Origin of the sequence: Microbacterium sp. PF5 (assembly GCF_004794315.1) — a bacterium.
GTDB lineage: Bacteria > Actinomycetota > Actinomycetes > Actinomycetales > Microbacteriaceae > Microbacterium > Microbacterium sufflavum.
In genome coordinates, this window is sequence record NZ_SSDQ01000173.1 from 20043 (window position 1) to 44848 (window position 24806).

The window sequence follows — 24806 nt, forward strand, 5'->3', positions numbered from 1 at the left end:
GAAGCATCCGGTCATCGGTACACTTGTCAGACAATCTTGACCCGGAGCAGAGGAGCACCGTGCCGACCACCATCGCCGAACCGCTGGACCACGAGCTGCTCGGGCCGGACACCGAGGTGCATGCCCGGTCGATCGACCGGTTTGCCCGCGCCCACGACGCCTCCCACTATCTGCTCGTCCCCGATGCCGTGCTCTCCCCCGCCGACGCGGCCGGCGTGGCCCGCGCGTTCGGCGCCGTGCGCGCCGCCGGACGCACCCTCACCTTCCGCTCCGGTGGCACGAGTCTCTCCGGACAGGGGGTGAGCGGCGACATCCTCGTCGACACCCGCAGCCACTTCCGCGACATCCGGGTGGAGGACGACGGCGCCGCCGTCCGCGTCGGGCCCGGCGCCACCGTGCGTCAGGTCAACACACGGCTCGCCCGGTACCGCCGCAAGCTCGGACCCGACCCGGCGAGCGAGATCGCGTGCACGATCGGCGGCGTCGTGGCGAACAACTCCAGCGGCATGGCCTGCGGCATCACCGAGAACTCGTACCAGACGATCACGTCGATGACGCTCGTGCTGCCCAGCGGAACCATCCTCGACACGGGTCGCCCCGACGCGAACGAGGTGCTCCGCGCCGCCGAGCCGGCGATCGCCGACGGCCTGCTCGCCCTGCGCGCGCGGTTGCTCGCCTCCCCCCAGCACGTGGCCTTCCTCCGACAGCAGTTCTCCATGAAGAACACCATGGGCTACGGCCTCAACGCCCTGCTCGACTTCGACGACCCCGTCCGCATCCTGGAGCACCTCGTGATCGGCTCGGAGGGCACGCTCGCCTTCGTCGCCGAGGCGCGCTTCCGCACGATCGAGGTACGCCCCGCGATCGCGACCGGGCTGCTCGTGTTCGAGACGCTGTCGGCCGCCATGTCCGCACTGCCCGACCTCACCCGTCTCGGTCTCGCCACGATCGAGCTCCTGGATGCGGCGTCGCTGCGCGTGGCCCAGGGGCTGAGCGACGTCCCGGCGGCGATCGCGGAGATCGACGTGCGGGGGCACGCCGCCCTGCTGGTGGAGGTGCACGCGGCCGACACCGACGCCCTGGCGCTCGCGAGCGCTGCCGCCCAGTCGCACTTCGATGCCCTCCCCCTCACCGTGCCGCCACGGCTCACGACCGACGCCGCCGAGCGGGCCGCGCTGTGGCACGTTCGCAAGGGCCTCTACACCGCCGTCGCCGGTGCCCGCCCCTCCGGCACGACCGCGCTGCTGGAGGACATCGTGGTACCGGTGCCCCGGCTGCTGGCCACGTGCGAGCGCCTGATCGAGCTGTTCGCGGAGCACGGTTACGAGGGCTCCGTCATCTTCGGGCACGCGAAGGACGGCAACGTGCACTTCCTGCTCAACGAGCGCTTCGACGACCCCGACAGCGTGGCCCGCTACCGCCGCTTCACCGACGACCTCGTCGAGCTCGTCCTCTCCCAGCAGGGGTCGCTCAAGGCCGAGCACGGCACCGGTCGCATCATGGCGCCGTTCGTCCGGCGGCAGTACGGCGACGAGCTCACCGACCTGATGTGGGAGCTCAAGCGACTCATCGATCCGGACGGCATCCTCAACCCCGGCGTGGTGCTCTCCGACGACCCCGACTCCTACCTGCACGACCTCAAGCGCGTTCCCACGGTCGAGAGCGAGGTGGACCGCTGCGTGGAGTGCGGGTACTGCGAGCCCACGTGCCCCAGCAAGAGCATCACCCTCACCCCGCGGCAGCGCATCGTGCTGCGCCGCGACATGGCGTGGGCCGAGGAGCAGGGCGACACCGAGCTGCTGCGCGACCTGCGCGCCGACTACGACTACGACGGCGTGCAGACCTGCGCCGTCGACGGCATGTGCGGGGTCGCGTGTCCGGTCGACATCAACACGGGCGACCTCGTGCGGCGGCTGCGGGCCGAGCAGTCGAACGCGGTCGAGGGCGCCGTCTGGGGCACCGCCGCGAAGCACTGGAGCACGGTCACCCGCGCGGGCGGCGTGGCCCTCACGGTCGCGGACGCCCTCCCCGCCCCGCTCGTCCGCGGCGTGACGCAGCTCGGACGCGCCGTGCTCGGCGCCGACACCGTGCCGCTGTACGACGGTGGACTCCCCCGCGGCGGCTCGAAGCCCGATCGTCCGGTGTCACCGCCCGACGCGCAGGCCGTGTTCTTCGGCGCGTGCATCGGCACGATGTTCGGCGCGGAGGACGGCGGCCACGGATCCCGTGATGCCCTGCGCCACCTGCTCGACCGCGCGGGGATCGCGGTGGTGATTCCGGAGGAGAACGGCGGGCTCTGCTGCGGCACCCCGTGGAAGTCGAAGGGACACCTCGACGGCTACCGGCTGATGTCAGACCGGGTGCTGGCGTCGCTGTGGGAGGCCAGCCGTCACGGCGAGCTCCCCGTGGTGTGCGACGCCGCGTCGTGCACCGAGGGGCTCGACGTGATGCTCGCCCAGTCCGTCGCGAAGGATCCGCGGTACGCGGGACTGCGCATCGAGGACGCCACGACCTTCGTCGCCCGCGAGGTGCTGCCGCGGTTGAGCGTGCCGGCGAAGCTCCCCTCCATCGCGGTGCACCCCACCTGCTCGACCACGGCGCTCGGGGCGACCGGGGCCCTGACGGAGATCGCTGCCGCCGTGGCCGACGACGTGTTCGTGCCCGAGGGCTGGGGTTGCTGCGCGTTCGCGGGCGACCGCGGCATGCTGCACCCCGAGCTCACCGCGAGTGCGACTGCGCAGGAGTCGGCCGAGGTCGCGGCCGCTGACGGGGAGCGCGGGGGCTTCGACGCGTTCGTGTCCGCCAACCGCACGTGTGAGATCGGCATGACCCGCGCCACCGGGCGCCCCTACCGGCACGTGATCGAGGTGCTGGAGGAGCTCACGCGACCCTGAGCCGCGCGGGGCGATGGAAGCGGACGAGGGCTCCGGTGCGCGACACCGGAGCCCTCGTCGTTCGCATCGTGCGGGGTGGCTGCTCAGACGCCCTGGGCGGACAGCACCGCGACCGGAGCGGGCCGCAGCCCCGGCGGGATGGTGGCGACAGCGCCGGAGCCGTCTCGCGACACCTCCGCCTCCGAGCCGTCGCTCCAGCGCAGCGTGGCGTGGTCGAGCTCCGCGGGGAGCTCGATGCGGCCGGCCGCGGGGTCGAGCGCGTGGACGTGCACGGCACCGGCCGAGGTCGTGTAGCGGCGCGGGGCCCCGGCCTGCTCCCCCATCCGGATCCATGGCCGCGTGCCGTAGACGGCGTCGCCGTTCGCGTCGAGCCACGACCCGAGCTCGCGCATGGCCCGGCGCTGCAGCTCGGGGATCGAGCCGTCTGCCGCGGGGCCGACGTTGATGAGCAGATTGCCGTTCTTGGCCACGACGTCGACCAGCAGGCGGATCAGGGCCGCGCCGGACAGGGAGTGGCGCTCGTCCTCGTCCTGGTTGAAGCCGAACGAATAGCCGAGTCCGCGCGTGGACTCCCACGGCTCGGGGATGATCTCCGGGATGTCCGTGTACTCGCGCGTGAGGAAGCCGTGGTACGGCACACCCCAGCGGTCGTTCACGACGCCCTCGGGCACCGCATCGAAGTAGCGGCGCAGCAGCGCGGCGACCGCGTACTCCTGGTCGCCCTTGCCGCCGTCCGGCCACTCGATGTCGTTCCACAGCACATCCGGCGCGAAGCGTTCGACGAGCTCCTCCAGCTGGGCGGCCGAGTATCGCGCGAAGTGCTCGTCGTTGCGGCGGAACCGGAACAGGTCGGTGTCGGACTCGATCGCCGGGAAGTCGCTGACGTGCCAGTCGAGCGCCCCGGAGTAGTACACGCCGAACTTCGCGCCAGCGCGACGCGTGGCGTCGTGGAACTCGGCGATCAGGTCGCGCCGGGGCCCACGCGCGACGGCGTTGAAGCCGGTCGTCGCGGTGTCCCACAGACAGAAGCCCTCGTGGTGCTTGGTGGTGGGCACGATGTACCTCGCGCCCGCGCCCACCAGCTCTCCGACGAACGCGTCGGCGTCGAACGCCGCGGCGTCCCAGCGGTCGGCGAGGTCCTCGTAGGAGGTGCCGGGGCCGTACAGGCGCTGGTGCCGCTCCCACGTGGGGCTCCCGGCGATGCGCACGGTGTTGCCGTACCACTCCGCGTACTGGTGCCACGCGTAGGCGTCCTCCGTGGGGATGTTGACGCCCTCGCCGTGCTGCACCGCCCACGCCGGCACCGAGTACAGGCCCCAGTGCACGAAGAAGCCGAGCTTCGCGTCGCGGTACCACTCCGGCACACCGTTCGCGGGGTACACCGGTGCCGCGGAGCCGAGGTCGGGCCCGGTGCGCTTCTCGAAGTTCATCATGCGGGGGTCTCCTCTGCGGGGGTGGAGTCGACGGGCGTCTCGGCGTCGCCGCGGCGGACGACCGTCGCGGTCAGGTCGGGCGTGCCGGTGGTGTCGAAGGGGTAGACGCCAGGGCGCAGACGGTGGTGGCCGAGGCGCAGCAGGTCCTGGTCGACGCCGCCGGGCGTGAGCGCGAGCGTCCAGTCGGCGGCGAGCTCGTACAGCTCCGGCTCCAGGTAGCCGATCTTCACCACGACGATGTCGGCCTCGGTGGGCTCGAGGCCCAGCATGCGGAAGTCCGAGAGGTGGTGGAAGGGCTTGCGGCGCTCGGTCACGATGGCGTGCAGGCCGCCGACCGCGATCACGGCCTGGGTGCCCGCGTCGGGGTCGCCGTGCGTGATCGAGAAGACGGTGCCGCGGATCGTGACGGGCCCGTGCGGACCCGGGTCGACGCGGGCCCCCGCCTCGAGCTCGACCTCGGCGCCGACACCCGCTGCGACCGCCCGCGCGACGGCCTCACGGTCGAAGATCGACGCGACGAGGGTCGTCTGGCTCCCGTCGGTGAGCTCCGGTCGCTCCAGCAGGCGCGCGAGCGTCCAGGTCACGTCGCCCGCTCCCCCGGCGGTGGGGTTGTCGCCCGAGTCCGAGATGACGTACGGCCGGGCGGCTGCGGGCGCGAGCGCGCGGTCCAGCGCCTCGTCGAGCGTGCCGGTCTCGGCCACGAACACGAAGTCCTCGCGCGCGTCCCAGAACCGGCGGGCGACGCGCTCGGCCTCCCGGGCGATGAGCTCACGGTCGTCGCCGGTGACCACGACGTAGGCCTGGCAGCGCGGCTCGTCGGCCCACGCGTACCCGATCCAGACGGACGCGTCGACCACGCCGGGCAGCGCCTCGATCGCGGGCAGCTCGGCGTAGATGCCGCGCGCCGGTTCGAGCCGCGTGCTGGTCTTCTCACCGGGCAGCAGCACGGGGACCGGCACCCAGGCGGTGAAGGGCCGTCGCGCGAGCGGGTCGGCGCCGTGCGGCCCGCGCAGCCGGTCGAGCAGGTTCCACACCGCGCGCTCCTTGGTGTTGAGCCAGTCCTCGTGCGGAGCCATCCGGTAGCAGGTCAGCAGGTCGACCGCATCGCGCAGCACCTCCGACACGTTGCCGTGCAGGTCCATCGACGTGGAGACGAGCGTGTCGGGTCCCAGTGCCTCCCGGACGGCACGGGCCAGGTCGCCCTCGGCGTCGTCCATGCCCACGACGCTCATGGCGCCGTGGATGTCGAAGAAGAAGCCGTCGAAGGGCCCGTGCTCGCGAATGCCGTCGAGGATCGCGTCCTTCATCCGCCGGTATGTCTCGGGGTCCACGGCGCCGCCGGGCAGCGAGCGGCCGTGCGTGAGCGGAACCCACTCGGCGGCCTCGGCCAGCTCGCGCCCCTCGTCGAGGAACGGGTAGTAGGCGCGGAGGTCCGCGCCGGTACGGATCGTGAAGGCCTCGTCGCCGGAGATGTGCGGCGAGAACGTGCTGGACTCGATCGAGATGCCGGCGATGCCCACGCGGGGCTTCGGCAGGCCGCCGTCGGCGACGGGCGGCAGCGGGCCCATCCAGATCTCGTGGGCGTCCTGGGGTGCGGTCACGATGCGATACCTCTCATCCGGGGAGTCGATTCAGAGTGTGGGTGCGGGGGCGAGGGCCCGACGGGCGGTCTCGATCGCTCCGAGGGCGACCGCATCGGAGCCCAGTTGCGCCGGGACGATGCGCAGCGGGATGCCCGACACCGGCGAGTCCGTGCGCAGGGTCGCCTGGATCGCGGGTTCCAGCAGGTCCCACGCCGAGGCGACGCCACCGCCCACGATCACGGTCGGCAGGTCGAGCAGGGTCGCGGCGCTCGCACTGGCGAGGGCGACCGCGCGACCGGCGGCGGCGAACACGGCGAGGGCGTCCGCGTCTCCACCCCGAGCGAGGGCGGCGACCGCCCGGGCGTCTGCCGCTTCGCCGCCCGTCCGCTCGCGGTAGCGCAGGGCGATGGAGGTTCCGGAGGCCAGCGTCTCCAGGTGCCCCGTCTGCCCGCAGGTGCACACGAGCTCGCTGTACCCGGGGGTGTGTCCGATCTCGCCCGCCGCACCGTGGGGCCCGTGGTGGAGCGCGCCGTCGATGATGACGGCTCCGCCCACGCCCGTGCCGAGCATCACGCCCAGCACGTCGCGCTCGGTGCGGCTCAGCGCGGCCGCTTCTCCGAGCAGGAACGCGTTGACGTCGTTCTCGACGCTGACCGGCACGCCCAGGCGCCGTCCGAGCTCGTCCGCGAGCGGGAATCCCGCCCAGCCGACGAATGTGGCCGAGGCCGCCCGCACGGTGCCGGTCTCGTGGTCGATGACGCCCGCGGCGCCCACGCCCGCGGCGGCGAGCGGCACTCCGGCCTCGTCGGCGAGTGCCCGGACGAGGTCCGCCGCGGCATCGGCCATGGCCACTCCGCCCAGGGCGGCCGGGGCCGGCACGCTGCCGCGGGCGACGACGGATCCGTCCTCCCCCACGACGAGCGCGGCGATCTTGGTGCCGCCGATGTCGATCCCCGCCAGCCCGGTTCGCGGACGCGGCCGACCGTCGATGGGCACAGTGGTGCCCTGTCCCTGACCGATCATGCTCAGCGTCCGCCCAGTCCTGCCATCGCGATGCCCTTGACCAGGTGCTTCTGCAGCACGATCACGAGCACGGTGGTCGGGATCATCGAGATGATCGCCGCCGCCATCTGCAGGTCCCAGCGGGTGCCGGTGAGACCGGCGAAGCTGGCCAGTCCGACCGGCAGCGTGCCGTGGGCGTTGTAGTCGACCGTCACGATCAGCGGCCACAGGTAGCTGTTCCAGAACGACAGGAACGTGAACACCGCGAGCACGGCGACGGCCGACTTCGACAGCGGGAGGATGATCTGCAGGAACGACCGGACGGGACCGGCGCCGTCGACGCGTGCCGCCTCCTCCAGCTCATAGGGGATCCCGCGGAAGAACTGCCGCATGAGGAAGGTCCCGAAGGCGCCGAACGCGAACGGCAGGATGAGCGCCTGGTATGTGTCGACCCAGTTGAACCACTGCATGACCTGGAACATCGGGATCACGAGCACCTCGGCCGGCACCATGAGCGTGGCGAGGAAGAGCACGAACACGGCGTCGCGCCCCTTCCACCGCAGCCGCCCGAACGCGTACCCGGCGGTGGTCGAGACCACCAGCACGACCAGCGTGCCGCCGACCGCCACGATGAACGAGTTCATGATGTACGTCAGGAACGGCCCGTAGGCGAACACGTCGACGAAGTTGCTCCAGCGGATCTCCGAGCCGACGAGCGTCGGCGGCATGGAGAACATCTCGGAGTTGGGCTTGAGGGCCGAGAAGAACGCGTACACGAGCGGCGCGATGAAGATGAGCGCGGCGATGTAGATGCAGACGTGCGCGAGTACCAGGCGGAGGCGGGCACCCGGAGTCGTGGAGGCTCCGCGAGCCTTCTCGCGCTCACGCTCGCGGTCGCGGCGCGGCGCGGGGCCGGCGGGGCGGACGAGGGTCTCAGTGCTCATAGTGCACCCACTTCTTCTGCGCGGCGAACTGGAGGCCGGTGATCGCGATGATGATGGCGAACAGGATCCAGGCGGCGGCGGCCGCGAGGCCGAGGTCGCCGAACGTGAAGCCCTGCTCCCAGATGTACATCACGAGCGGCTTGGTGGCGTTGCCCGGGCCGCCGCCGGTGAGCATCTGCGGCTGCACGAACACCTGCAGCGAGGTGATCATCGTCATGATGGTGGCGAAGAAGATCGACGGCGAGATCATCGGGATGATGATGCTCCACACGCGGCGGAAGCCCTGCGCGCCATCGATGCTGGCCGCCTCGAGCACGCTCTCGGGGAGCTGCTCGAGAGCCGCCGAGAAGATCAGCATGTTGTAGCCGAGGCCCTGCCAGACGCTCATCACGACGACCATGATCATGGCCCAGGAGGGATCGGCGAGGAAGTTCGGCAGCTCGATCCCGAACCAGCTGACCGACAGGCCGTTGAAGAGGCCCTGCGGCTGCAGCATCATCTTCCACACCAGCACGTTGGCGACCATCGGCGTCACGACCGGGATGAAGAAGAGCACGCGCAGGGCGCCGCGACCGCGGATCCGCGGTCCGAGTCCGAGAGCGAGCACGAGCGAGAGGGCGACGCTCAGCGGCACGTACAGCAGCGTGTACACCGCCGAGTTCCGCAGCGCCGGCCAGAAGTCGGGGCTGCTGGTGAACAGCTTGACGTAGTTGTCCACCCCGTTGAAGGTCCGCTCGCCGAAGGTCGGCCAGTCGAAGACGCTCATCACGATCGACAGCCCGACGGGCACGATCGTGAACAGGGCGAGGCCCACCAGGGCCGGGCTTGCGAAACCCAGCGCCTGGCGGCCCTCGACCTTGGCGAGCGATCCTCGACGTGTCGTCGTGATCGTCATCTCTTGTCTTTCTCTGTTACTGCTGCGGCGGCCGGAGCCGGGTCACTCGCCGAACTGCGCCTGGGCGTTCGACAGCAGCTCCTCCATCGTCATCTGGCCGTTGTAGACGCTGACGAGGTTGGGCTGGATGTAGCTGTCGAGCTTCTGCCAGCTCTTGGTCATGTACAGCGGGACGGTGTCGGCGAACGCGGCCTCGAACACCGACTGCACCTGGTCGCGGTACTGCTCGTCGATCGACTCGAAGTACAGCGGCTGCGAGGAGGTGCGCGCGGGGTACGAGCGGCCGGACGACGCGATGTAGTCCTGCGCGTCCTCACCCACCAGCGAGCCGAGGACCTTCAGCGCGGCCTCCGGGTTCTTGCAGTTGGCGGCGATGCCGTAGCCCGAGCCGAGGATCGGTCCGGGGTTGCCGTCGACGCCCGCGGGCAGCGGCACCATGCCGGCGGCGAAGCCGGACTCGTTGTTGAGGTAGCTGACCGCGTTCCAGGTGCCGTCGACGGCCATGGCCGCGTTGGCGCCGGTGTACTGGTTCTCGCCCCAGCCCGTGTCGGAGGCCGAGGCGACGGGCGCCGCGACCTTCTGCTCGGTGACCAGCCCGGCGTACCAGGTGGCCGCGTCGACGAACGCGTCGTCGTCGATGTGCAGCGTGCCGTCCTCGGAGGCCGGCTGCGTGGCGGAGTACGCGATGGGCATCGACATCCACTGGTAGCCGCCCATGCCCATGCCGAAGCCGTACTTGCCGTCCTTCGTGGCGTCGGCGGCGATCGCGGAGAAGTCGTCGAACGTCCAGCCGATCTCCGGCGTGGCGGCACCGGCGGCGGTCAGCATGTCCTGGTTGTAGTAGACGAGCATGGTGGCCACGTCGAACGGCACGCCGTAGACCTTGCCCTCGAAGCTGAGGATGCCGTCGGCGCTCGGGTTGAACTCCGACCAGTCGATCCCGGCCGTCTCGAGGTCCTTCTCGCTCAGCTCGCGGAAGCCGCCCGTGTAACCGCCGAGCTGCGCGCCGCTCATCCCGGTGATGCACGCCATGTTGCCGCTGGCCATGTTGGTCGTCAGCTTCGTGAAGAAGTCGCTCCAGGGCGACGTCTGCAGCTTGATGGTGATGTCGGGGTTCTGCTTCTGCGCGAACTCGATCTGCGCCTCGAGCGCATCGACGTCGGACTCGCTGCCCGCCCACATGTCGACGACGATGGCGTCGCCGTCGGCGGAGCCTCCGGAGCCGCCCGTGCTGGCACAACCGGTCATCGCCACGGCGACGCCCGTGACAGCGGCGACAGCCCCCACACGCAACTTCTTCATTGAATGCCTCCTGAGAAGGGAAAGGTTATTTCGCGGGTCGAATTAACCTAATAGGATTTCGTATGAAGTGAGGCTTTCATAGTTCGGGGAGTGCCGCAAGCTGAACATCCGATGTTTATCGGACGGTGATACGGCGTCACCTCCCCGAAACACGACACTCCCCCGCTACGCTGACGATGCTCCGAGACGAAGGGCTCCCATGACGAACCCCGCCGACACCCCCGTCGACGACCCGCACACGCGGCGCATCCTCGACCTCGTCGCGCGCGGTCAGGCCCGCTCCCGCTCGGAGCTGGCGGCGACGATGGGCGTCGCCGCGTCCACGGTCGGACTCCGCGTGCAGGCGCTGCTCGACGCCGGCGTGCTGCAGGAGGCCGGAGCCGGCACCTCGCGCGGCGGTCGCCGGCCCCGCGTGCTGCAGATCGCCTCCGACGGCCTCGTGCTCTCCGCCGACCTGGGCGGAAAGCACGCCCGCGTGGGACGGCACGACCTGAGCGGCGCGCTGCTCGACAGCGAGACGATCGCGATCGACGTCGCCGACGGCCCGGAGGCCACGCTCGCGCGGGTCGCCGAGGTGTTCGACCGCCTCGTGGCGGACACCAGGGTGCACGCGATCGGGGTCAGTCTCCCCGGCCCGGTCGACATCGCCACGGGATCCGTCGACCAGCCCTCGCGCATGCCGGGGTGGCCGGGCTTCCGCGTGGGCGAGCACCTCGCCGAGCGCTACGGCGTGCCGGTCGTCGTCGACAACGACGCGAACCTCGCGGCGCTCGGCGAGCATCGGGAGCAGCTCGGTCACGGACAGCACAGCATCACCGTGAAGGCGGGGACCGCGATCGGCAGCGGCATCATCGTCGACGGTCACGTGCACCGCGGCGCGACGGCCGCGGCGGGCGACATCACCCACACCCGCATCGACGGCAGCGGCGACATCCCCTGCTCGTGCGGCAACACCGGATGCCTGGAGACCGTGGCCAGCGGTGCCAGCCTCGTGCGACAGATGCACGAGCGCGGCAACACCGCCGTCGCCACGACCGCCGACGTGCTCACGCTCGCGCGCGACGCCGATCCCGTCGCGACCACGCTCGTCCGCACGGCGGGCACGCACCTGGGTCAGGCGCTCTCCGGTGTCGTGAACTTCTTCAACCCGCACGCCGTGTTCCTGACGGGCAGCATGAGCGCCTCGGAGCCGTTCATCGCGGCCGTCCGCAGCCGGGTCTACGAGGCCTGCCACCCCCTGGCCACGCAGCGCCTGCGCATCGAGGCGGCGACCACGGGCGCGGACGCGATCCTGTACGGCGCCGCGCGGCTGGCGCTCGAAGGCGTGGAGATCCCGGTGGCGACGGCCTGAGCCGCCGCCACCGCCCGCTCACTCCGCGCGCAGGCGCAGCTCGATCACCGGCACCAGCACGTCGGGACGACGCACGGGCAGATGCACCGTGAGCGTCCCCTCGGCCTCGCCGGCGGGGGTCATCAGATCCGCCTGCTGCTCGGGGTCGGACACCGAGGTGCACAGCCACGAGCCGTCGTTCAGCAGGCGCGCGTACGTCACGCGGTCGGCGAGCCCGGGAAGGTGCACGAACCCGAGCGGCCAGCTGAACAGGCTGAGGTAGAGGCGGTCGCCCCGCAGCGTGTACACGCCCTCGCGCGGCGGGGTGAACGGGGCGTGCCCTGCACCGATGACCGCGCGCTCGTGCAGCCGCATCCACTCCCCGATCTCCGCGAGCGTCCCGGCATCCCGCGGCGCGATCGCCCCGCGGCCGTCCGGACCGATGTTGAGCAGCATGTTGCCCCCCATCGAGACCGAGTCGACCAGCATCTGCACCAGCAGCGTCGGCGACTTCTGATCGGTGTTGTCGCGGTGGTATCCCCACGATCCGTTGAGGGTCTGGCAGGCCTCCCACACCAGGGGCTCACCGTCGCGCAGGAGTGGCGCGGTCGGCTGGTACTGCTCCGGGGTGACGAAGTCGGCGGGGATGCCCAGGCGGTCGTTCACCAGCATCTCCGGCTGCAGCTCGCGGCACAGAGCGAGCAGCGCCTCGGCGTCCCAGTCCTCGGGCCCTTTGCCGGCCCAGCCGTCCTTCTCCTCGGGGTAGGTGAAGTCGAAGAACAGGTAGTCGATGTCGCCGTACGCGGTCAGCAGCTCGCGCACCTGGCCGTGCAGATACGCGCGGTACCGCGACATGTCGCGACCCTCGTTGAGCGCGTGCGCGTTCTCGTCGTCGCGGCGGGGGTGGTTCCAGTCCACCGTGAAGTCCGGGTGGTGCCAGTCGATCACCGAGTGGTACAGCCCCACCTTGAGCCCCTCGGCGCGGAGCGCGTCGACGTACTCGCGCACGAGGTCGCGCCCGACGGCCGACATCGACGTGAAGTCCGTGAGCGCGGAGTCCCACAGGCAGAAGCCGTCGTGGTGCTTCGTCGTGAGCACGACGTAGCCCATCCCGCTCTCCTTGGCCGTCCTGGCCAGGGCGGCCGCATCGAACAGATCGGGGTCGAAGTTGTCGAAGTACGGGCGGTAGTCCTCGTCGGTGAGGCGTTCATAGTTCTGCACCCACTCGTGCCGCGCCGCGCCGCTGTACAGCCCGAAGTGCACGAACATCCCGAAGCGGGCGTGATCAAACCATTCCTGTCGCATGCCTCCCATCCTGGCATAGACATCCGATGTTTGACGGACGAATGAGGTCCGGAAACGCGGAACGGGCGCCCCCGAGGGGACGCCCGTTCCTTCGACGATCGACTCAGCGCGCGGCGCTGCCGTCCACGTAGTCCTCGTCCTGCTGCTTCCAGGCGAACAGCGAGCGCAGCTCCTTGCCGGTGGCCTCGATCGGGTGCTGCTCCTCCTTGGCACGCAGCGCGAGGAACTCCTCGGCGCCGTTGTCCTGGTCCTCGATGAAGCGCTTCGCGAACGCGCCGGACTGGATGTCGGACAGCACGCCCTTCATGCTCTCCTTGACGCGCTCGTCGATCACGCGCGGTCCGGAGACGTAGTCGCCGAACTCAGCCGTGTCGGAGATCGACCAGCGCTGCTTGGCGATGCCGCCCTCCCACATCAGGTCGACGATGAGCTTCAGCTCGTGCAGCACCTCGAAGTAGGCGATCTGCGGCTGGTACCCGGCCTCGACGAGCGTCTCGAAGCCCGCCTGCACCAGGTGGCTCATGCCGCCGCAGAGCACGGCCTGCTCACCGAAGAGGTCGGTCTCGGTCTCCTCGGTGAACGTGGTCTTGATGACGCCGGCCCGGGTGCCGCCGATCGCCTTCGCGTACGACAGCGCGAGGTCCCACGCCTTGCCGGACGCATCGCGCTCGACCGCGATGATGTCCGGGATGCCGCGACCGGCGACGAACTCGCGGCGCACCGTGTGACCGGGCGCCTTCGGGGCGACCAGGATCACGTCGACACCCTCGGGGGCGTCGATGTAGCCGAAGCGGATGTTGAATCCGTGCGCGAACGCGAGGGTCTTGCCCGCGGTCAGGTTCGGGGCGATCGACTCGCTGTAGATCGTGCGCTGGTGCTGGTCCGGCGCGAGGATCATGATGACGTCGGCCCACTCGGTCGCATCGGCGACGGTCTTGACCGGGAAGCCGGCCTCCTCCGCCTTCGCGGCGGACTTGGAGCCCTCCTTGAGGGCGATCGCGACCTCGACGCCCGAGTCGCGCAGGTTCTGCGCGTGGGCGTGACCCTGCGAGCCGTAGCCGACGATCGCGACCTTCTTGCTCTGGATCAGGGACAGGTCGGCGTCGTCGTCGTAGAAGATCTCGGTGCTCACGGTGTGTTTCTCCTTGATTGTGGTTCGGAAGAGTGGGGAATGGTCAGCCGCGCAGGACGCGCTCGGTGATGCTCTTGCCACCGCGGCCGATGGCCAGGAGACCGGACTGGGCGATCTCCTTGATGCCGAAGGGCTCCAGCGCACGCAGCAGCGCCTCGACCTTGCCCTTGTCGCCGGTGACCTCGATCACCAGGGCGTCGGAGGCGTAGTCGACGACCGACGCGCGGAACAGATTCACGACCTCGATCACGTTCGACCGGGTGGCGTTGTCGGTGCGCACCTTCACGAGCATGTGCTCGCGCTGCACCGAGGTGGCCGGGTCGAGCTCGACGATCTTGATCACGTTGATCAGCTTGTTCAGCTGCTTGGTGACCTGCTCCAGCGGAAGCTCCTCGACGTCGACGACGACCGTGATGCGGGAGATCCCCGGCACCTCCGTCACGCCGACCGCGAGGGAGTCGATGTTGAAGCCGCGGCGGGCGAAGAGCCCCGCGACACGGGTCAGCAGGCCGGGGGTGTTCTCCACCAGCAGGCTCAGCACGTGGGTCGACATGGCTCAGTCCTCCTCGTCGAAGGCGGGCGCGTGGTCGCGCGCGTACTGGACATAGCTGTTGCTGACGCCCTGCGGCACCATCGGCCACACCATGGAGTCGGCGCTCACCACGAAGTCGATCACCACGGGGCGGTCGTTCGTGTCGAGAGCGAGCTGGATGGCCGCGTCGACCTCCTCCTCCTTCTCCACACGGATCGCGAGGCAGCCGTACGCCTCTGCGAGCTTGACGAAGTCGGGGATGCGGACCGTGCCGTGCCCGGTGTTCAGGTCGGTGTTGGAGTGGCGGCCGTCGTAGAACAGCGTCTGCCACTGCCGCACCATGCCCAGCGAGGAGTTGTTGATGATGGCGACCTTGATCGGGATGTTGTTGATCGCGCAGGTCGCGAGCTCCTGGTTGGTCATCTGGAAGCAGCCGTCGCCGTCGATCGCCCAGACCTGGCGTTCCGGCTCGGCGACCTTGGCCCCCATCGCCGCGGGGACCGAGTAGCCCATGGTGCCCGCTCCTCCGGAGTTGAGCCACGCGTTCGGACGCTCGTACTTGATGAACTGCGCGGCCCACATCTGGTGCTGCCCCACGCCCGAGGCGAAGATGCCCTCCGGTCCGGTGAGCTCGCCGATGCGCTGGATCACGTACTGCGGCGCCAGCAGCCCGTCGGTCGTCGGCGCGTAGCCGAGCGGGAACTCGTTGCGGAGGCCGTCGAGGTACGACCACCACTCCTCGATGTCGGGCTTCGCGCCACCCGTCGCACCGCGGAATGCGGCGTCGAGGTCGGTCAGCACGTCACGCACGTCGCCCACGATCGGCACATCGGCCGTGCGGATCTTCGAGATCTCCGCGGGGTCGATGTCCACGTGCACGACCTTGGCGTGCGGAGCGAACAGCGCCGCCTTGCCCGTCACGCGGTCGTCGAAGCGCGCGCCGAGCGACACGATGAGGTCGGCCTCCTGCAGCGCCAGCACCGCCGGAACGGTGCCGTGCATGCCGGGCATGCCCAGGTGCTGCGCGTGGGAGTCGGGGAAGGCGCCGCGGGCCATCAGCGTGGTCACCACGGGGGCGCCCGTGGACTCCGCGAGCTCCAGCAGCTCGGCGGCCGCACGACCGCGCACGACGCCGCCGCCGACGTACAGCACCGGCTTCTTGGCCTCGGCGAGCAGGGCGGCCGCGGCCTGGATCTGCTTGCCGTGCGCCTTGGTGACCGGGCGGTAGCCGGGCAGGTCGATCTTGGGCGGCCACACGAACGGGGCGACCGCCTGCTGCGCATCCTTCGTGATGTCCACGAGCACGGGACCGGGACGACCGGTGCCGGCGATCTCGTAGGCGGCCGCGATCGCGCCGGGGATGTCCGCCGCGTCCTTCACCAGGAACGAGTGCTTCGTGATCGGCATCGTGATGCCCACGATGTCGGCCTCCTGGAACGCGTCCGTCCCCATCAGGGTCGAGAACACCTGGCCGGTGATCGCCAGCAGCGGCACCGAGTCCATGTAGGCGTCGGCGATCGCGGTGACGAGGTTCGTCGCGCCGGGACCGGAGGTGGCGATGCACACGCCGACCTTGCCCGACGCGGACGCGTACCCCTCGGCCGCATGACCGGCGCCCTGCTCGTGGCGCACCAGGATGTGGCGCAGCTGCGACGCGTCCATGAGCGGGTCGTACACCGGCAGGATCGCGCCACCGGGGAGACCGAAGACGTCGGTGACGCCGAGCAGCTCGAGCGAGCGCACGACGGCCTCGGCACCGGTGATCTCCGGGGCGGATGAACGGGCGGGCGGCCTCGGCACGGCCGAGACGGTGTCAGCAGTCATGACTTTCCTTCTGGTGAACTGTGGAGGACGCCGGATGCCGATGCATCCGGGTCAGCCGGTGGTCGCTCCCTCGGCGGCGGACCGCACGAGGCGCGAGTACTTGGCAAGAACGCCTCGGGTGTAGCGCGGGGGAAGCGGCTCCCAGCCAGAGCGGCGGGAGGCGAGCTCCGCCTCGTCGACGAGTAGGTCGAGAGAGCGAGCTGCGATATCGACCCGTATCAGATCACCATCGCGCACGAAGGCGATGGGACCAGCGTCCACCGCTTCGGGTGCTATGTGGCCGATGCACAGGCCGGTTGTGCCGCCTGAGAATCGTCCGTCCGTCAAGAGTAGTACATCTTTTCCGAGCCCAGCGCCCTTGATGGCCGCGGTGATCGCGAGCATCTCCCGCATGCCCGGTCCGCCCTTGGGGCCCTCGTAACGGATGACGATGACGCTGCCCGGCTCGATCGAGCCCTCGGCGACCGCGTCCATCGCCGCACGCTCGCGCTCGAACACACGCGCCGGTCCCTCGAACACGGCCGCGTCGAATCCGGCGGTCTTGACCACGGCACCCTCCGGGGCGAGCGAGCCGTGGAGGATCGTGAGGCCGCCCGTAGCGTGGATGGGGTTGTCGAAGGTGTGGATGACCTCGCCGTCGATCGGCTGCGGGTCGAGGTCGGCGAGGTTCTCGGCGAGCGTCTTGCCCGTCACGGTGAGCGCGTCGCCGTGCAGCAGGCCCTCGTCGAGCATGGCCTTCATGATGACGGGGATGCCGCCGTGACGGTCGACGTCGTTCATCACGTACTTGCCGAACGGCTTCATGTCGGCCACGTGCGGCACGCGGTCGCCGATGCGGTTGAAGTCGTGCAGGCTCAGCTCGACCTCGGCCTCGCGGGCGATCGCGAGCAGGTGGAGCACCACGTTCGTGGAGCCGCCGAGGGCCATCGCGAGCGCGATCGCGTTCTCGAACGCCTCCTTCGTGAGGATGTCGCGGGTCGTGATGCCCTGGCGGAGCAGGTTCACCACGGCCTCGCCGGAGCGGTGCGCGAAGTAGTCGCGACGGCGGTCGGCCGCGGGCGGAGCAGCCGAGCCGGGAAGGCTGAGGCCGAGCGCCTCGGCGACCGACGCCATCGTGTTGGCGGTGTACATGCCGCCGCACGCCCCCTCACCGGGAGCGATCGCGCACTCGATGCGCTTGAGGTCCTCCTCGCTCATGAGACCGGCCCGGCACGCGCCGACCGCCTCGAACGAGTCGATGATCGTGACGTCCTTCTCGGTGCCGTCCGAGAGCTTGACCCACCCCGGCGCGATCGAGCCGGCGTAGAGGAACACGCTGGAGAGGTCGAGGCGGGCGCTGGCCATGAGCATGCCGGGGATCGACTTGTCGCAGCCCGCGAGGAGCACGGAGCCGTCGAGGCGCTCGGCCATCATCACGGTCTCGACCGAATCGGCGATGACCTCGCGCGAGACGAGCGAGAAGTGCATGCCCTCGTGGCCCATCGAGATGCCGTCCGACACCGAGATCGTCCCGAACTGCAGCGGGTAGCCGCCGCCGGCGTGCACGCCCTCCTTCGCGCCCTGTGCCAGACGGTCGAGGCTCAGGTTGCACGGCGTGATCTCGTTCCAGCTGGACGCGATGCCGATCTGGGGCTTGTCCCAGTCCTCGTCGCCCATGCCGACGGCACGGAGCATGCCGCGGGAGGTCGTGGCCTCGATGCCGTCGGTGACGACGCGGCTGCGGGGCTTGATGTCGATGGGCGCGCTGGAGGAGGGATCATGCGAGGACATGACGAGAGTCTATTCCTGCGCGAGCACCCGTTCGTCCGCACGCGGGCTCCAGAAGCGCGGCGATCTGTTGTGGGGTGTCCACACGCGTGCAGCGGGAGCCGGAGGGTCAGCCCCCGAGAGCGACCTGCCGCTCGTCGGCGAGCGTCTCCAGCAGGGCGCCCACCTGCTCCGGGGAATCCACCCGCAGGGCCGCGGCGCTCTCCCCCGGGCCGACGCGCACGCCGAGGTCGCCCTCGCCGAGCACGCGCATGGCGTCCTCATCGGTCACGTCGTCGCCCGCGAAGAGGATGCCCGTCGCGTCGAAGCGCTCCCGCAGCGCGGCCATCGCCGCATCCTTCCCCTCCGCCCGGGACGAGAACTCCAGCACCCGATGGCCCGCGCGGCGACGCCAGTGCGGAAACCGCTCGGCGACCAGCGCGTCGATCTCCGCGAACACGCGCTCCTCGGTCTCGCGGTCGGCGCGGCGCGTGTGCACCCCCATGCCGAACGTCTTCGGCTCCAGCTCCGCCCCCTCGTAGCGGTCGATGATCGGCTGCGCGGCCGCCCACAGCTCCTCGCGCGCACCGTCCGCCGTGGGGGCACCCGGCGCATCCGCCGCGCCTTCGCCGGGGAACCAGTACTGTGCGCCGTGCGACCCCGCGAGCGCGATCACCGAGTCGTCCGTGTGCTCGGTGATCTCACGCAGGTCGTGCATGCTGCGGCCGGAGACGAAGGCCACGACGGTGTCGCGCATCGCGGCGAGCCGGGCGATCTGGGTGGCGACCGCGGGATGTGCCCTGGCGGCCATCGGGTCGACGACGAGCGGCGAGGCCGTGCCGTCGAAGTCGAGGGCCACCACGAGCCGGGGGGTCGCGGCCAGCGCGGTCAGGTCGGCGTCGGCGGTTCCGGGGGTCCAGGGGCGCGTCACGGGTTCTCCGTTCGAGGTGCGGGTATCGGGCGAGCTCAGCGACCGCGTACCGCGGCGAGGGCGTCGAGGAAAGAGGTCGACCAGGCGTTCACGTCGTTGTCGAGCACGCGGCGCCGCAGCGACCTCATGCGGCGCGCCTGCTCGGCGGGCGACATCTCGACGGCCTCCATGATGGCGTCCTTGAGCCCGGCGATGTCGTGCGGGTTGACCCGGACGGCCTGGCGCAGCTCGTCGGCGGCACCCGTGAACTCGCTCAGCACCAGCACGCCGTGGTTGTCGGTCCGCGTCGCGATGTACTCCTTGGCCACGAGGTTCATGCCGTCGCGGAGCGCGGTCACGAGCATCACGTCGGCCGCGAGGTAGAGCGCCACCATCTCCTCGCGGGGATAGCCCTGGTGCAGGTAGCGGATGGCGGAGTGTCCGACCGTGTCGTGGTCGCCGTTGATGCGGGCGACCGCGAGCTCGATCTCGTCGCGCAGGTGGGCGTAGGCGTCCACGCGCTCGCGGCTCGGGCTGGCGACCTGGATGAGCGTGACGTCCTCGACGGCCAGGCGCCCGTCCTCGAGGAGCTCGCCGTAGGCCTTGATCCGGTGACCGATGCCCTTGGTGTAGTCGAGGCGGTCGACCCCGAGCAGGATCCGTTTGGGGTTGCCGAGACTCGCGCGGATCTCGGCCGCCCTCGCCCGGACGTCCGGTCGCGCGGCGAGCTCCAGGTACGGCGCCGTGTCGATGGAGATCGGGAACGCCTTGGCGAGCGCGGTCCTGGTCTCGCCGCCCTCGGGTACGGCGACGTTGGCTCCCTTGACCTCATAGCGCAGCCGACGCCGCACCGCCGTGAGGAAGTAGGTCGCGTCCTGCGCCCGCTGGAAGCCGATGACGTCCGCCCCGAGCAGGCCGCGCAGCACCTGGTCGCGCCAGGGCAACTGCGCATAGAGGCCGTGCGCGGGGAACGGGATGTGGTGGAAGTAGCCGATGGTCACGTCGGGTCGCAGCTCGCGCACCATCTGCGGTACGAGCTGGAGCTGGTAGTCGTGCACCCAGACGGTGCCGTCCTCCGCCACGGCTGCCGCGGCCGCCTCGGCGAAGCGCCGGTTCACCGTCACGTACGCCTCCCACCACTCGCGGTGGTACTGGGGTGGCGCGATCACGTCGTGGTAGAGCGGCCAGATGGTGTCGTTCGCGAAGCCCTCGTAGTAGTCGGCGACCTCGTCCGCGCTCAGAGCGACGGGGATCAGATCGATGCCGTCCGCCTCGAACGGGTCCAGCGCGACGTCGGGCTGCCCCGGCCAGCCGACCCAGGCGCCGTGCACACGGCGCATCATGGGCTCGAGGGCGGCCACGAGACCGCCCGGCGAGGTGCGCCATGTCTCTTCGCCGTCGGGGCCCACCACCCGGTCGACGGGTAGGCGGTTGGCGACGACGACGAAGTCAGCAGCGGTCACGGAGAGCTCCTTGGGGGTTTCATCCAGGCTATCGAGGAACCGCGGCGCTCGCCGATCTGCGCTCAGGGCTTGACGGGCGCGCGTCGATGCGTCACGCCGCTGAGGGCCCAGTTCGCGATACCCGCGCCGAACGCGATGGCCGCGGCGACCATGGGCAGCACCAGCGCGGCCTCGGTTCCCGCGCTCTCCGCGAGCTCGCCCGCCACGGCCGCGCCGATGGACTGACCCACGACGACACCGGATCCGAGCATCGTCATGACCGTCGCGGACCGACCGCGTGGGCTGCGTGCCGCGCCGAAGCTGTACTGCGTGACCAGGGTGGGGCCGATGCCGATGCCCATCACGGCCAGCGCGATCATCATGGCCGCGGGGCTGTCGACCACCCCGAGGAGCAGCGTGCCCGCGAGCAGGATCGCGGAGAACACGAGCCACCGCGCCCGCAGCGTGAAGCGAGCGGGGAGCCACGCGACGCCCAGGGCGAGCGCCGCCGATCCCACGCCCATCACGCCGTACAGCAGCCCGGCCTGCTCCGGCGCACCGCGGTCGGCCATGAACGACGTGAGCGAGGTGAGCATCGCGCCGAAGAACAGTCCGACGCCCAGGATGCCGAGCACCACGATCAGCAGTCGCGGGCGGAACAGCTCGGACACGGTCGAGGGAGCACGGCCGTCCGCGTCGCGGTCCTGCGACACCTGGCGACCGCTGGGGTGCAGGGCGAAGGCTCCCACGAAGACCAGCGTCAGGACCGCCGCGCCCACCAGCGGGGCCCAGGGCGCGAGAGCAGACGCGAGGATGCCGACCAGGAACGGCCCGAAGACGAACACGGTCTCGTCGGCCGCCGACTCGTACGCCATCGTTCCGGACACGGTCCTGGTGCGGCGCTCCTCCGGCATCCGCTCCACGATCAGCGTGACCAGGCGGGAGCGGGACAGCGGGGCCACCTGGGGCGCCGTCGCCCCGATGCCGACCGCGGCGAGCAGGACGAACCCGTCGGCGGCCTCGCCGTACACGACCGCGGTGAACAGCAGCAGCATGGCGGCGTTGCCGACCGCGAGCACGAGAAGCACAGCGCGCTGACCGAACCGATCGGCCGCGGCGCCCAGGAGCGGCCCGAAGCAGGCGGTCCCCAGGCCGACCGCAGCGGAGGTGAGTCCGCCCAGGGCGAGGGAGCCGCGGGCCGAGACCACCACGGTGAGCACGCCGACGACCATCATGGCGAACGGCAGTCGCGCGATGAACGCGATCAGGAAGTAGGGCAGGCCGGCGAGGCGGAAGAGGCTCGGCTCGTGGGCGCGGGCAGGAGGGGTGACGGTGACGTGTGTCATGGCTCTCGCGCGTCGATGACGCGATGTCGGGTGCCGCCGCTGTCCGCCGGAGAGGCCGGCGGCCGGTAGATACACGGTGTGTGCGGCCGCGGGTGACCCGCGACTCCCCCATGATAACGACCCCGCCTGCATGGGCGCCCTGCCAGCACCGCCCTCGCGTTGTCAAGGCAGGGCGAGGGACGGAGGGCGGCGGGTAGCGTAGGGGCATGCGCTACCTCTTCAGCACCGGACTCGTCGCCGCGATCTCGGCAGGGATCTCGCTGCTGCGCGGCACCCGCAACGAACCCATCACCTGGCGCTCGCTCCTGTCGTGGGTGAGCTGGGGCATCACGATGGCACTCGCGGTGGGCGCCGTGGTCGACATGCGTCGCGAGCGCCACGGCGTCCCGGTCGACGCCGACTCCCCGCAGTCCGTCAAGAAGTCGAAGAAGGCGCAGCGGCTGCAGTTCCGGTCGCAGAAGGCCCTCGCCGACGCGCAGGGGCACGCCCAGGACAAGCGGTCCTGACGCGCCCCCACGGCCCGCGGTCGTTCACCGGGTAAGGATGAGCGCCTCGCCCTGCCCGCCGCCGCCGCACAGCCCGACCGCGGCCGTGCCGCCCCCGCGTCGCACGAGCTCGTGAGCCGCGTGCACGACCAGGCGGTTCCCTGACGCTCCGATCGGGTGGCCGATCGCGATCCCGCCCCCGTGCACGTTGACGATGTCGCTGTCGAGACCCAGTTCGGTCTGCGACCGGGCGACGACCGCACCGAACGCCTCGTTGATCTCCACGATGTCCAGATCCGCCGGCGTGATGCCCTGCTTCTCGCACGCGCGCTCGATCGCCCGTGCGGGCTGCGCCTGCAGCGAGTTGTCCGGCCCAGCGGTCTGCCCGCTCGCGCCGACGGTCGCCAGCACGGGCCAGCCCTTCGCCTCCGCGATGCGCCGCGTCGCCACGACGACGGCCGAGGCGCCGTCGGAGATCTGCGAGGAGTTTCCCGCGGTGATGCTGCCGCCCTCCGCGAACGCGGCACGCAGCCCGGCCAGCGACTCCACGGTGGTGTCGGGGCGCACGCCCTCGTCCCTCGTGACGCGCAGCGGCTCACCGCGTCGCTGCGGCACCTCGACCGGCACGATCTCCGCGTCGAGCACGCCGGACTCCTGCGCCGCGGCGGCCCGCTGGTGCGAGAGCGCGGCGACCGCGTCCTGAGCCTCGCGCGTGAGGCCGAAGCGCTCGTTGTGCCGCTCGGTGGACGCCCCCATGCTCTCGCGGTCGTACGCGTCGGTCAGGCCGTCGTAGGCCAGGTGGTCGAGCACCTCGACGGTGCCGTACGCCCAGCCGTCGCGCGACCCCATCAGCAGATGCGGGGCCCTGGTCATGGATTCCATGCCTGCAGCCACCACGACCTCGGCGTCGCCGGTGCGGATCATGCGGGCGGCGTCGATCACGGCCGTCAGCCCGGACAGGCACACCTTGTTCACGGAGTGCGCCGGCACGTCCCAGCCGATCCCCGCGCCGATCGCCGCCTGCCTGGCCGCATTCTGTCCCGAGCCGGCGGCGAGCACCTGTCCGACGATCACGGCATCCACGTCGCCGGGGTCGACGTGTGCCTGCTCCAGAGCGCCGCGGATCGCGAACGAGCCCAGCTGCGGCGCGGTGAACGCGGCGAGCTGACCCTTGAGCCGACCCTGCGGGGTGCGCGCGGCGGCGACGATGACCACGTCGTCGTCCGTCACCATGTGGTTGTCAGTCATGGGTGGGGGTCCTTCCGTTCTGCAGTTCCGGGGAGAGGCTGAGGGGCGGTTCCGTGGCGGCGGCGACCTCGTCGATCGTGACACCGGGGGCGAGTTCGACGAGCACCAGGCCGTCGGGCGTCACGTCGATCACGGCCAGGTCGGTGATGATGCGGTCGACCACTCCGCGGCCGGTGAGCGGGAGGGAGCAGTCGTCGACGATCTTCGCCGACCCGTCCTTCGCCACATGCTCCATCAGCACGATGACCCTGCCCGCGCCGTGCACGAGGTCCATGGCGCCGCCCGGACCCTTGACCATCTTGCCCGGGATCATCCAGTTCGCCAGGTCGCCCGCGGCCGACACCTGCATGGCACCGAGGATCGCGGCGTCGATCTTCCCGCCACGGATCATGCCGAAGCTGAGGGCGGAGTCGAAGAAAGCCGCTCCGGGGAGCGTCGTCACGGTCTCCTTGCCCGCGTTGATGAGGTCGGGGTCGACCTCCTCCTCGCGCGGGTAGGGCCCGACCCCCAGGATCCCGTTCTCGGACTGCAGCACCACGGTCACGCGGGGCGGCACGTGGTTGGGCACGAGCGTGGGCAGCCCGATCCCCAGGTTCACGTAGGAGCCGTCCTGCAGCTCGGCGGCGGCGCGGGCTGCCATCTGGTCTCGCGTGAGCGCCATGTCAGGCTCCTTCCGCCGCGACGGTGCGTCGCTCGATGCGCTTGGGGATGTCGGTGCCGACCTCCACGATGCGGTGCACGAACACCCCGGGCAGGTGCACCGCGTCGGGGTCCAGGTCGCCGGGCTCCACGAGCCGCTCCACCTGCGCGATGCAGACGCGTCCGGCCATGGCCGCGAGCGGGTTGAAGTTGCGCGCCGCCTTGGTGAAGACGAGGTTGCCGTGACGGTCGCCCAGGGCGGCGTGCACGAGGGCGAAGTCGGTGGTGATGGCCTCCTCCAGCACGAACTCCCTCGGCTCCCCGCCCACGTCGAAGGTGCGCACGTCCTTCGCCGGCGATGCGACCGCGATGGAGCCGTCCGGATGGTAGCGGCGCGGCAGGCCGCCCTCCGCGACCTGTGTGCCCACACCCGTCTGTGTGAAGAACGCCGCGATACCCGCACCGCCGGCGCGCAGCTTCTCCGCGAGCGTGCCCTGGGGCGTCAGCTCGAGCTCGAGCTCGCCGCTGAGGAACTGGCGCTCGAACTCCCTGTTCTCCCCCACGTACGACGAGGTCATCTTCCGGATGCGCTGCGCCGCGAGGAGGATGCCGAGCCCCCAGTCGTCGACGCCGCAGTTGTTGCTGACGATGCTCAGGTCGGTCGTGCCCTGGGCGAGGAGAGCCTCGATCAGGGCGATCGGATTGCCGGAGAGGCCGAACCCGCCGACCGCGAGAGAGGCGCCGTCGGGGATGTCCGCGACGGCCGCGGCGGCGGACTCCCAGTGTTTGTCGATCACGTCTGCTCCTTCGGTTC

Annotated in this window: 20 protein-coding genes; 3 read left to right on the top strand and 17 right to left on the bottom strand. The window is 70.7% G+C overall.

Annotation, left to right across the window (positions count from 1 at the left end):
* Positions 1-59 precede the first annotated feature (59 nt).
* Positions 60-2894, top strand: a complete 2835-nt coding sequence (locus DW297_RS17830) for an FAD-binding and (Fe-S)-binding domain-containing protein (RefSeq protein WP_136034935.1) — start codon at positions 60-62, stop codon at positions 2892-2894.
* Positions 2895-2977: 83 nt separating this feature from the next.
* Here the strand turns inward: DW297_RS17830 and DW297_RS17835 are convergent, their stop codons facing one another.
* The 6 genes from DW297_RS17835 to DW297_RS17860 all read right to left on the bottom strand — a co-directional run bounded on the left by DW297_RS17835 (position 2978) and on the right by DW297_RS17860 (position 10053).
* The gene (locus tag DW297_RS17835) at positions 2978-4327 is read right to left on the bottom strand and encodes an alpha-L-fucosidase (RefSeq protein ID WP_136034937.1); all 1350 of its coding nucleotides are present in this window, start codon (positions 4325-4327) and stop codon (positions 2978-2980) included.
* Positions 4324-5895 (bottom strand): M81 family metallopeptidase, encoded by a 1572-nt coding sequence (locus DW297_RS17840; RefSeq protein WP_342589034.1) that lies wholly within the window; start codon positions 5893-5895, stop codon positions 4324-4326. Before DW297_RS17840 ends, DW297_RS17835 begins: the two co-directional genes overlap by 4 nt.
* A gap of 63 nt (positions 5896-5958) precedes the next feature.
* Complete coding sequence (locus DW297_RS17845; RefSeq protein ID WP_136034941.1) at positions 5959-6933, bottom strand: ROK family protein; 975 nt, start codon at positions 6931-6933, stop codon at positions 5959-5961.
* Positions 6934-6935: 2 nt separating this feature from the next.
* A complete protein-coding gene (locus tag DW297_RS17850) occupies positions 6936-7856 on the bottom strand; it encodes a carbohydrate ABC transporter permease (RefSeq protein ID WP_136034943.1) in 921 nt (306 codons plus the stop codon).
* Entirely contained in the window at positions 7846-8751 is a 906-nt protein-coding gene (locus DW297_RS17855) for a carbohydrate ABC transporter permease (protein ID WP_136034945.1), read from the bottom strand. Before DW297_RS17855 ends, DW297_RS17850 begins: the two co-directional genes overlap by 11 nt.
* A gap of 42 nt (positions 8752-8793) precedes the next feature.
* Positions 8794-10053 carry an ABC transporter substrate-binding protein gene (locus DW297_RS17860; protein WP_136034947.1) on the bottom strand — a complete coding sequence of 420 codons (1260 nt, stop codon included), beginning with the start codon at positions 10051-10053 and terminating at the stop codon, positions 8794-8796.
* A 199-nt stretch (positions 10054-10252) separates the two neighbouring features.
* On the opposite strand from DW297_RS17860, the gene DW297_RS17865 reads away from it, so the two are divergent.
* On the top strand, positions 10253-11404 hold the full coding sequence (locus DW297_RS17865) for an ROK family transcriptional regulator (RefSeq protein ID WP_136034949.1): 1152 nt from the start codon (positions 10253-10255) through the stop codon (positions 11402-11404).
* 18 nt (positions 11405-11422) lie between these two features.
* On the opposite strand, the gene DW297_RS17870 is transcribed toward DW297_RS17865, so the two are convergent.
* The 8 genes from DW297_RS17870 to DW297_RS17905 form a co-directional block, all read right to left on the bottom strand.
* On the bottom strand, positions 11423-12697 hold the full coding sequence (locus DW297_RS17870; protein WP_446724385.1) for an alpha-L-fucosidase: 1275 nt from the start codon (positions 12695-12697) through the stop codon (positions 11423-11425).
* A gap of 94 nt (positions 12698-12791) precedes the next feature.
* Positions 12792-13820 carry a ketol-acid reductoisomerase gene (ilvC, locus tag DW297_RS17875; RefSeq protein WP_136034953.1) on the bottom strand — a complete coding sequence of 343 codons (1029 nt, stop codon included), beginning with the start codon at positions 13818-13820 and terminating at the stop codon, positions 12792-12794.
* A gap of 43 nt (positions 13821-13863) precedes the next feature.
* A complete protein-coding gene (gene ilvN / locus DW297_RS17880; RefSeq protein ID WP_136034955.1) occupies positions 13864-14373 on the bottom strand; it encodes an acetolactate synthase small subunit in 510 nt (169 codons plus the stop codon).
* A 3-nt stretch (positions 14374-14376) separates the two neighbouring features.
* Positions 14377-16176, bottom strand: coding sequence for an acetolactate synthase large subunit (locus tag DW297_RS17885; RefSeq protein WP_136034957.1), 1800 nt, complete (start codon positions 16174-16176; stop codon positions 14377-14379).
* 51 nt (positions 16177-16227) lie between these two features.
* Complete coding sequence (gene ilvD, locus DW297_RS17890) at positions 16228-17946, bottom strand: dihydroxy-acid dehydratase (RefSeq protein ID WP_136034959.1); 1719 nt, start codon at positions 17944-17946, stop codon at positions 16228-16230.
* A gap of 106 nt (positions 17947-18052) precedes the next feature.
* Positions 18053-18853: a trehalose-phosphatase gene (otsB, locus tag DW297_RS17895; protein WP_136034961.1), complete on the bottom strand. Its 801-nt coding sequence runs from the start codon at positions 18851-18853 to the stop codon at positions 18053-18055.
* A gap of 35 nt (positions 18854-18888) precedes the next feature.
* On the bottom strand, positions 18889-20295 hold the full coding sequence (locus DW297_RS17900; RefSeq protein WP_136034962.1) for an alpha,alpha-trehalose-phosphate synthase (UDP-forming): 1407 nt from the start codon (positions 20293-20295) through the stop codon (positions 18889-18891).
* Between the two features lie 62 nt (positions 20296-20357).
* Entirely contained in the window at positions 20358-21620 is a 1263-nt protein-coding gene (locus DW297_RS17905) for an MFS transporter (protein WP_136034964.1), read from the bottom strand.
* 206 nt (positions 21621-21826) lie between these two features.
* Here DW297_RS17905 and DW297_RS17910 point away from each other — a divergent pair, with 206 nt between their 5' ends.
* Positions 21827-22126, top strand: coding sequence for a hypothetical protein (locus DW297_RS17910; RefSeq protein ID WP_025103262.1), 300 nt, complete (start codon positions 21827-21829; stop codon positions 22124-22126).
* Between the two features lie 24 nt (positions 22127-22150).
* Here the strand turns inward: DW297_RS17910 and DW297_RS17915 are convergent, their stop codons facing one another.
* From DW297_RS17915 to DW297_RS17925, 3 genes are read right to left on the bottom strand one after another with little or no spacing between them, the layout of a single operon-like run.
* Positions 22151-23353: an acetyl-CoA C-acetyltransferase gene (locus DW297_RS17915; protein WP_240744681.1), complete on the bottom strand. Its 1203-nt coding sequence runs from the start codon at positions 23351-23353 to the stop codon at positions 22151-22153.
* Positions 23346-24014: a CoA transferase subunit B gene (locus DW297_RS17920; RefSeq protein ID WP_205828328.1), complete on the bottom strand. Its 669-nt coding sequence runs from the start codon at positions 24012-24014 to the stop codon at positions 23346-23348. The genes DW297_RS17915 and DW297_RS17920 overlap by 8 nt, the downstream gene beginning before the upstream one ends.
* A gap of 1 nt (position 24015) precedes the next feature.
* Positions 24016-24789, bottom strand: a complete 774-nt coding sequence (locus tag DW297_RS17925) for a CoA transferase subunit A (RefSeq protein WP_136034967.1) — start codon at positions 24787-24789, stop codon at positions 24016-24018.
* Between the last annotated feature and the right edge of the window lie 17 nt (positions 24790-24806).

Coding starts and splice junctions, on each gene's coding strand:
- DW297_RS17845 (WP_136034941.1), bottom strand. CDS start 6,933: ATGATCGGTCAGGGACAGGGCACCACTGTGCCCATCGACGGTCGGCCG.
- DW297_RS17835 (WP_136034937.1), bottom strand. CDS start 4,327: ATGATGAACTTCGAGAAGCGCACCGGGCCCGACCTCGGCTCCGCGGCA.
- DW297_RS17905 (WP_136034964.1), bottom strand. CDS start 21,620: ATGACACACGTCACCGTCACCCCTCCTGCCCGCGCCCACGAGCCGAGC.
- DW297_RS17915 (WP_240744681.1), bottom strand. CDS start 23,353: ATGACTGACAACCACATGGTGACGGACGACGACGTGGTCATCGTCGCC.
- DW297_RS17870 (WP_446724385.1), bottom strand. CDS start 12,697: ATGGGAGGCATGCGACAGGAATGGTTTGATCACGCCCGCTTCGGGATG.
- DW297_RS17840 (WP_342589034.1), bottom strand. CDS start 5,895: ATGGGCCCGCTGCCGCCCGTCGCCGACGGCGGCCTGCCGAAGCCCCGC.
- DW297_RS17855 (WP_136034945.1), bottom strand. CDS start 8,751: ATGACGATCACGACGACACGTCGAGGATCGCTCGCCAAGGTCGAGGGC.
- DW297_RS17910 (WP_025103262.1), top strand. CDS start 21,827: ATGCGCTACCTCTTCAGCACCGGACTCGTCGCCGCGATCTCGGCAGGG.
- DW297_RS17865 (WP_136034949.1), top strand. CDS start 10,253: ATGACGAACCCCGCCGACACCCCCGTCGACGACCCGCACACGCGGCGC.
- ilvN (WP_136034955.1), bottom strand. CDS start 14,373: ATGTCGACCCACGTGCTGAGCCTGCTGGTGGAGAACACCCCCGGCCTG.
- DW297_RS17920 (WP_205828328.1), bottom strand. CDS start 24,014: ATGGCGCTCACGCGAGACCAGATGGCAGCCCGCGCCGCCGCCGAGCTG.
- ilvD (WP_136034959.1), bottom strand. CDS start 17,946: ATGTCCTCGCATGATCCCTCCTCCAGCGCGCCCATCGACATCAAGCCC.
- DW297_RS17860 (WP_136034947.1), bottom strand. CDS start 10,053: ATGAAGAAGTTGCGTGTGGGGGCTGTCGCCGCTGTCACGGGCGTCGCC.
- DW297_RS17885 (WP_136034957.1), bottom strand. CDS start 16,176: ATGACTGCTGACACCGTCTCGGCCGTGCCGAGGCCGCCCGCCCGTTCA.
- DW297_RS17850 (WP_136034943.1), bottom strand. CDS start 7,856: ATGAGCACTGAGACCCTCGTCCGCCCCGCCGGCCCCGCGCCGCGCCGC.